The organism is Campylobacter concisus, from assembly GCF_002913865.1.
GTDB lineage: Bacteria > Campylobacterota > Campylobacteria > Campylobacterales > Campylobacteraceae > Campylobacter_A > Campylobacter_A concisus_AM.
Genome location: NZ_POYX01000145.1, coordinates 1 through 7686 on the forward strand (window position 1 = coordinate 1; position 7686 = coordinate 7686).

Here is a 7686-nt window from a genome sequence, read left to right on the forward strand (position 1 = left end):
TGGGGTGTAAAGCATCTAAAGAAAAAGAAAGAAATAAAGACGAAATCCCTCCTCGCCTAGTAGGTCGTTTAGCTACTACCATAGTAATGGAAGATGGTCTATATATAGGATAAGATATGAAGAAGATCATATTTATCATCATGGCTATCTTAGCAGTCACAGCAGTAGTAGTAATAAGCAAAGGAAAATTACAAGATAAAGGAAATTCAATGGATAATAATACATATACGGTTATAGCCCACAATGGCAGAGAGGTAAAATTTGATAAAAATACAAATTTGATTGTTTATGATGGAAAAAAGTCGGATAATACAAATAATGATCTTTCTTCAAAACTAGTCCTTGACTCCCGCTCCATCCTAGACTCATCCCCATATAAAAACTATAAACCCTTATACTATAACCCTAAACCAAATTCTCTAGGTCAAACAGACTATCTATCATTTAAACCATGGCTAGACATTAGCTATAAATCAAGCTCTACTAAAATATCACCTTGGACTAAGACAGAAAAAGCCTACTATGAAAGTTTAAAAGATAAGAGAGATAGATATATCTATCTAGTAAAAAGAAGTAACCTAAAATGCACCATGATAGATATACCAGATGATGCAATAGGTAGAGTAGATAGTAATGGCAAACTAACAAAGCCAGAGTATGCTGAAATTTATGATGAAGTAGATAGAAATAAAAATACACTTAAATCAGAACTCTTTATAGGAGAGTGGGGAATTTGTGCTGGAGTATTAGGAGATAGTGAATCACTAGGCAATGGAAATGAAGGTGGATTTAAAGCAAGAGAATTTCAAGCAGTATTTCTAGCAGCCCAACTAGGAGTAGTGGAAGCACTACATGTACTAGCAGATTGCTTTAAATACTATACATATACAGTTGGAGTAAATAAAAATTTAGATACCTACGAAAAAATTCTTCAACTATATAAAAATCCCCCACTAGATGAATATGGAATGATGCCTTATCTTGATGAGATAGTAGGGAGCTACTTCGTGATGGATTTTAATAGGGGTGGGATAGCAGCAATGCCAGATAATTCTTTATACAAAGACCTAAGAGAACTCGTAGAAGACAAAGGTAAGCTACTAGACCCTAGAGACCTAGATGCAAACGAGACTACAAGAGAAGAATTTATCTCTTATGTTAAAAGCGAACTCCCTAAATTTCAAGACAGGCTAGAGCTTCCAGGATTTCCTAAGGATTGGGATGATAGAACGCTTTCTCTTTTTATTGACTCCACCCTACTAGAAGCTAAAATAATGTCCCTAACTCCACCAGAGGGATATCCAAATGCACCATACTACAACACACCAGAAGAGCTAACAAGACTATATGAGGCTGGTAAATTAGATAAAAAGCTAAACCCTTTAACACCAGTGATGTATAGAGATAGCTTTCCTGAAGATCTTAGGCAAAAGATATTAAGCTATGCCAAAGAGCATAATATAAAGGATTAAAGAATAAATTTAATATCTATGGCTCCAAACGGAGCCAACTACGAACAACAAAAAAGATCTTATGAACTAATACTTCATAAGTATTTCACAAATAAATTTAATGATACCTATGCTGTTAAGAATACATCTTATGAACCAAATTCAAATAAAACAAGTGAATATACTTACTACCCTATAGAGATATACTCATCTTTTATAAATATAGACCTGAAAAGAACTATCATAGGAGGAAGACTATCTAGTGGAGGACTAGACTATCATAACTTCTTCTACTATGATATAAACACTACTACAAACAAACTAGACTCTAACCTATCTAAAGATATAAGCCTAGATACTATGATATCTTATCTATGTCTGGATGAACTAAGAACAGATAATAAAACTGATGAAGAGTTCTTTAATAACCTTAACAAAAGAAATAAAAAACTAGCATATTCACCAAAAGAGCTTATGCTACAAGGAGTTAAAACATTGCTTACAATAAGTCCATCAAACTCAATAGATATAAAACAAAGAGGTGAAATTTATGATATGTATAAGACAAGTAAAAGCACCTCAAAACAAGCCCTGCCAATAGACAAATACAACGAAGCTATGGAGATACTAGAAGACTTTAAAAATGGAAATTTAAACACCTTTGGATCAGAAGTAGATAATAAATCAAGAAGACTACTAAAAGCATTAGATGTGATAGGAAACAACAATGTCAAGGGTATGTATGTGGGGTGTAAAGCATCTAAAGAAAAAGAAAGAAATAAAGACGAAATCCCTCCTCGCCTAGTAGGTCGTTTAGCTACTACCATAGTAATGGAAGATGGTCTATATATAGGATAAGATATGAAGAAGATAATATTTATCATCATAGCTCTTTTAGTAGCTGGATCACTATTAATAATAAACAAAGGAAATTTAATGAGTAAAGAAAATTTAATGGATAACACATATACGGTCTTAGCACCAGATGGTACAGAACTAAAATTTGATAAAGCAACAAATCTATTAGTGCCAAATAATAATGAGTATAAAAAGGTACGTACCAGTAAGGAATACTTAGAAATTCAGTCTAAATATTTACTAGATTCCCGCTCCATCCTAGACTCATCTCCATATAAAAACTATAAACCCCTATACTATAACCCTAAACCAAATTCTCTAGGTCAAACAGATTATTTAGCATTTAAACCATGGCTAGATATTAGCTATAAAGCAAGCTCAACTAAACTATCCCCTTGGACTAAATCAGAAAAAGCTTACTATGAAAGTTTAAAAGATAAGAGAGATAGATATATCTATCTAGTAAAAAGAAGCAATCTAAAATGCACTATGATAGATATACCAGATGATGCCATAGGTAGAGTAGATAGTAGTGGCAAACTAACAAAGCCAGAGTATGCTGAAATTTATGATGAAGTAGATAGAAATAAAAATACACTTAAATCAGAACTCTTTATAGGAGAGTGGAATTTATGTGCTGGAGTATTAGGTAATCCATCAGCATTTGGTACTGGCGGTTCAGCAGGATTTAAAGCAAGAGATTTTCAAAAAGCATTTCTAGCAGCACAGCTAGGAGTAGTAGAAGCATTAAACTATCTGGCAGACTCTTTTAAATACTACACTTATGGTATGGGAGTAAATAAAAATTTAGACACCTACGAAAAAATTCGTAAACTATATAAAAACCCTCCACTAGATGAATATGGAATGATACCTTATCTAGATGAGATAGTAGGGAACTACTTCGTGATGGATTTTAATAGAGGACTTGCCCTTGATACTGATGGTAGAGTTATGCGGTATTTTAGAAAACTAGTAGAAGATGAAGGAAAACTACTAGACCCTAGAGATATAGATGCAAACGAGACTACAAGGGAAGAATTTATGACAAAAATGAAAGATGTCCTAAAAGATGAAATGCTTCCTTTTGACGTAGCTGAGCCAGATGATCAGGAATATAAGCAAGTGATTTTAAACAGAGATATTAATATTTTAGAAGCTAAAATAATGTCCCTAACCCCACCAGAAGGATATCCTAATGCACCATACTACAACACACCAGAAGAGCTAACAAGACTATATGAGGCTGGTAAATTAGATAAAAAGCTAAACCCTCTAACACCAGTGATGTATAGAGATAGCTTCCCAGAAGATCTTAGAGCTAAGATATTATCTTATGCAAAAGAGCATAATATAAAGGATTGATTAATGCTCATTAAAGTTTTATTTAAGAGCATTGATTTTAAAATAAGTTTCTTCTAAAATAACTTTAGATAGAATTACATAAAAATAATATTATTAACGTGAGGTAAAGGAAACCATGAAGAAAACGTTTAAATTTCTTTGTTCTTTAATTTTTATGCTATTTATCGCAGGATGTGCAAAAGATCTTATCATAAGCAACACTCCAAATTCAAACTTAAACTACCACGGTGACAACGTTCCAGTGACTATCATCGCTTATAAACTAAGAGATGTGGCAAAATTTCAGCAAGCTAGCATAGTTGATCTAGCTGAGAAAAATGGTGACATACTTGGTCAAGACAAGATAGACTCGATAAAAACGCAAATTCAGCCAAACACAAACAGATACGCTTTTACAAATGTCGATCCAGACGAAGTGCCATACGTTGGCATTTTGGTGCTTTATGCTGATCAAAGCAAGACAAATATCAAAGCTTACAAATCAACAAAAGAAGCAAAAGAGAAAAATATAGTTTTTGAGATAACTAAAAATGGCGTAAATACCATAGACGCCAGCGGCTCTAAGATCCAAGCAAGCAAATAAAATGTCTGATAAATTAAAAGTTGTCTGGTACAACGGGATGAACGTTGATAAGGTTCATTTCGAGCAGCAAGAGAGGTATTTTGAGAGAAATTTAAACATAAAAACCGTCTCGTCTTTTTCAAATTTATATGGAGTTTTGGATCTTGAGATCTCAAGTGAGCTTTTGCTTCAAGGCAAGATAGGGCTAAATAAAATTTCTTGCATCTCGCAAGATGGTACGATATTTAACGCTCCAGATCAAGACGATCTACCAGAGCCACTTGAGATAAGTCCTAGCGAGCTAAATTCTGCCGTCATCGTACTAAAGCTACCAGTTAGCTCAGGGCTTGTTGATGTTAGCTTGCAAAATAACCTGCCAAATCTAAAATTTACAGCCAAGCAAGCACTCATTAGCTCAAGAGTGTATGATGAAGCTAGTAATGACATCTTAGATGAGCTTGATGACAAAGACGACTTTGAGCTTTCGTCTGCTTTTACGCAGGATAAAGAAAATTTGATCCTAGCAAGTCAAAGATCGACTCTAGGAGTGCTTGGCTCAAAAACGCCTTATGAGCTTAGCGTGCCTATTTGCAGGATAAAAAACATAGATCTAAACAAACAAATAACGCTTGATGAGAAATTTATACCAACTTGCATCGATGTCAGTAAAAATTCTTTCATCACTAGCTTTATAGATGAGTTTAGCTTTGCTACAAAGCAGCATCAAGAGAGCTATACTGGGCTTTTAGGTGGCATAGATCAGGCTAAAAATAGGCTTGATATCTCAACATATTTGACGCTAAATATGCTTAAAAAATGGCACTTGATATTCTCCTATCTTTTCAAAAGAGACAAAATTCATCCAGAGTATCTATATGAAAAGCTAGTTGATTTTCAAGCTGATCTGCTAGCCCTAAGTCACGATGATAGTTTTAGCGAATTTATAGCTTATGATCACAACAACTTAAGTCAAACTTTCGTACCGCTAATAAACAATCTTAGGCTTTTGTTCTCGCATATCTTGTCGCCAAAATACGTCATGGCACAGATCGTTAAAAACAATCACGGCTTTTTTGACTGCGTCTTTGATAACCCAAGCATCATAGAAAACTCAGAAATTTACTTTGCTATCCATAGCGATACAAAAAATGAGTACCTGCTCAAAAATTTCAAAGAACAGTGCAAAATTCACACCCAATCAAACATCAAAAGTATCGTCTCGTCGCAGCTTCGCGGCATAAACGTAGAGCAAATTTCAGCTATACCAAGTACATTGCCAAAGCTAAATGACTATATCTACTACAAGATCGATAAAAAAGATGAAATTTTTAAAAGCTTCGCAAATCAAAGCGTTATTAGCGTCTATATAACAGCAAATTTATCAAACGCTGACATTAAGATGTGGGCTTTATTATAAGGATAAAAAATGAGTGAGAATCAAAATGAAATTTCGGCTTTAAGCCAGACAAAGCTTCTAGGACTTGGTGCAAATCCTGCCCTAGATCACGTGCTACCACTGCTTCTTTTAGCAAACAGAGTATCAAAACTACAAAATTTTTCACAAAGTGAGATGCAAAATTTACGTGAAAAGCTGATAAATGATATATTAAGCACCACTTCAAAGATCTCAAATTTAGGCATTTATGAAGAGGACGACATCATTAGGCTTAGATATTGCCTTTGTGTTTTCATCGATGAGAGCTTGCTAAAAAACGAAATTTTTATGAACAGTTTTTGGGCGAACAACACCTTAACAACAAGATTTTTTAACGAAAATTTAGGTGGCAACAAATTCTTTGGCATCATGGATAAATGGTTTGAAAACGTTGGCAAGAACAAGGACTTTTTAGAGTTTATCTACGCTTGTTTGGTGCTTGGCTACAAGGGTAAATACGAAGCGCAGGAAGATTGCAACGAGAAAATTTCATACCTTTGTGAAAATATAGCCTCAGCCGTTTCGCCACTTATAAAGGCTGATGAAAATGTATTTGAAAAGAGCTATTTAAAAACTAAAAAGAGAAGCTTTTTTGAGATATTTTCATTAAGGCATTTGAAATTTTATTTTATCCTTATAGCGCTTGCTGCTATCGCGGCTGCGTTTTTATATAGCACCTACTCGATGGATCAAAACAACGTTAAAAACGACAGCGTCCTAAACAATAAGATAGAAAATTTTATGGACAAAAAGTAAGTGCAAGATAAGTTTTTCAACAAATTTAACGAAAACTTTTCAGAAAACGAACTCTATATCGGCCTGATAGACGAGATGTCAAAGTATAAGACTTTGACGCATGATACCATTAAGTGGGACTATGTTTTTAGCTCGTCTTTAAAGGCATTAAGCGAATTTAGCCTCGATGTAAAGCTTTTAAATTTCTTAGCGATCTCTGCTATAAATTTAAACCAAAAAGATAGTTTTAAAACCCTGATCGAGGCCTTTTCATTTTTTCTAACTACTCTAAAACAAGAGCCAAATTTATTAGCAAAAAATGAAAAGCAAGTGCCTGCTAAAAAAAAGATATTTGCTCAAACGATAGAGCTTTTTACGCAAGCTCATAGGGATGGTATAAATTTAGACGAAGCGGACGCAAGAGCTTTTAATGAGCTTGTGCCTGAGCTCTCACACGAGCTTAGCACGCACTTTGATATGCTTTATATAGAAGAGAAAAGCGAGCAAGCTCAAAAAGTAGAGGAGCCAAAGCAGCCAGCAAAAGCCGAGCCAAGCTACTCACAAAGCGCCTCTTTTGGCAGTAGCGATATTGGCACATTTAGCGATAGAGAGTTTAGGGAGTACTTTGTAAATTTATCCGTCTCTCTTTTAAAAAATGACATAAAAAATTTGACCGCTTACTCGCTTGTTTTTGAGGCGATGTGGGGCAGGATCAAGGCTTTGCCAGTTAGCAGCGAGCAAGTGACGCAGATACGCTATCCTGATGAAAATTTGATCTTACTTTTTAAAAATATGAAAGAAGCAAGCCAAGAAAATTTGGAGAAATTTATAAGAAATTTAGCCCTTAATCCGTTTTGGATAGATGGCGTTAGGATATTTTGCGAGTTTTTAAGATCATCTGGGCTAAGCGAGCAAAGCGAACTAGTTTCTAATATGACTTTAAATTTTATAGAAAAATTACCAGATATGAAAAAGCTCAAATTTCAAAGTGAAGAGGCATTTTTCAGCGAAGAGAGTGCTAAATTTTTTAGTAAAAAAGAGAGTGTAAATTTTATCTCTAGTGACGAAATGAAAAAAGATATGAGCTTTGAGGAGCTGATAAAAGCCCTTGATAGAAGCAAATATACAACAAATTCGCAAAGCGAGCTTAGCTTTTTGTTAGAGCTTTCTAAAATTTTTACAAGCCAAGGCATGGATAACAATGCAAAAGTTGTATATTCTCAAATAGTTAAATTTATAGAAAACACTGAGCTTAAGGATTATTTGTCAGATATTTATAT

General features: G+C 34.3%; 7 protein-coding genes. All 7 read left to right on the top strand.

Annotation, left to right across the window (positions count from 1 at the left end; all coding sequences use genetic code 11):
* Positions 1 to 116: 116 nt before the first annotated feature.
* Positions 117 to 1472 carry a thioredoxin reductase gene (locus tag CYP77_RS09140; protein WP_103565615.1) on the top strand — a complete coding sequence of 452 codons (1356 nt, stop codon included), beginning with the start codon at positions 117 to 119 and terminating at the stop codon, positions 1470 to 1472.
* An 18-nt stretch (positions 1473 to 1490) separates the two neighbouring features.
* Positions 1491 to 2309, top strand: coding sequence for a 3-deoxy-D-arabinoheptulosonate-7-phosphate synthase (locus CYP77_RS09145; RefSeq protein WP_103565617.1), 819 nt, complete (start codon positions 1491 to 1493; stop codon positions 2307 to 2309).
* Between the two features lie 3 nt (positions 2310 to 2312).
* Positions 2313 to 3674: a thioredoxin reductase gene (locus CYP77_RS09150; protein ID WP_103565620.1), complete on the top strand. Its 1362-nt coding sequence runs from the start codon at positions 2313 to 2315 to the stop codon at positions 3672 to 3674.
* A 115-nt stretch (positions 3675 to 3789) separates the two neighbouring features.
* Positions 3790 to 4257 (top strand): type VI secretion system lipoprotein TssJ, encoded by a 468-nt coding sequence (tssJ, locus tag CYP77_RS09155; RefSeq protein WP_103565622.1) that lies wholly within the window; start codon positions 3790 to 3792, stop codon positions 4255 to 4257.
* A gap of 1 nt (position 4258) precedes the next feature.
* Positions 4259 to 5653: a type VI secretion system baseplate subunit TssK gene (gene tssK, locus CYP77_RS09160; RefSeq protein WP_103565624.1), complete on the top strand. Its 1395-nt coding sequence runs from the start codon at positions 4259 to 4261 to the stop codon at positions 5651 to 5653.
* 9 nt (positions 5654 to 5662) lie between these two features.
* Complete coding sequence (icmH, locus tag CYP77_RS09165) at positions 5663 to 6427, top strand: type IVB secretion system protein IcmH/DotU (protein ID WP_012001087.1); 765 nt, start codon at positions 5663 to 5665, stop codon at positions 6425 to 6427.
* Positions 6428 to 7686, top strand: a 1259-nt coding sequence (locus CYP77_RS09170) for a type VI secretion system domain-containing protein (RefSeq protein WP_141090851.1), incomplete at its 3' end; no start/stop codon positions are given. It lies immediately after the preceding gene.

Excerpts from the sequence above, each read along its gene's own strand:
- tssJ (WP_103565622.1), top strand. The coding sequence starts at position 3,790 with ATGAAGAAAACGTTTAAATTTCTTTGTTCTTTAATTTTTATGCTATTT.
- CYP77_RS09145 (WP_103565617.1), top strand. The coding sequence starts at position 1,491 with ATGGCTCCAAACGGAGCCAACTACGAACAACAAAAAAGATCTTATGAA.
- CYP77_RS09150 (WP_103565620.1), top strand. The coding sequence starts at position 2,313 with ATGAAGAAGATAATATTTATCATCATAGCTCTTTTAGTAGCTGGATCA.
- icmH (WP_012001087.1), top strand. The coding sequence starts at position 5,663 with ATGAGTGAGAATCAAAATGAAATTTCGGCTTTAAGCCAGACAAAGCTT.
- CYP77_RS09140 (WP_103565615.1), top strand. The coding sequence starts at position 117 with ATGAAGAAGATCATATTTATCATCATGGCTATCTTAGCAGTCACAGCA.
- tssK (WP_103565624.1), top strand. The coding sequence starts at position 4,259 with ATGTCTGATAAATTAAAAGTTGTCTGGTACAACGGGATGAACGTTGAT.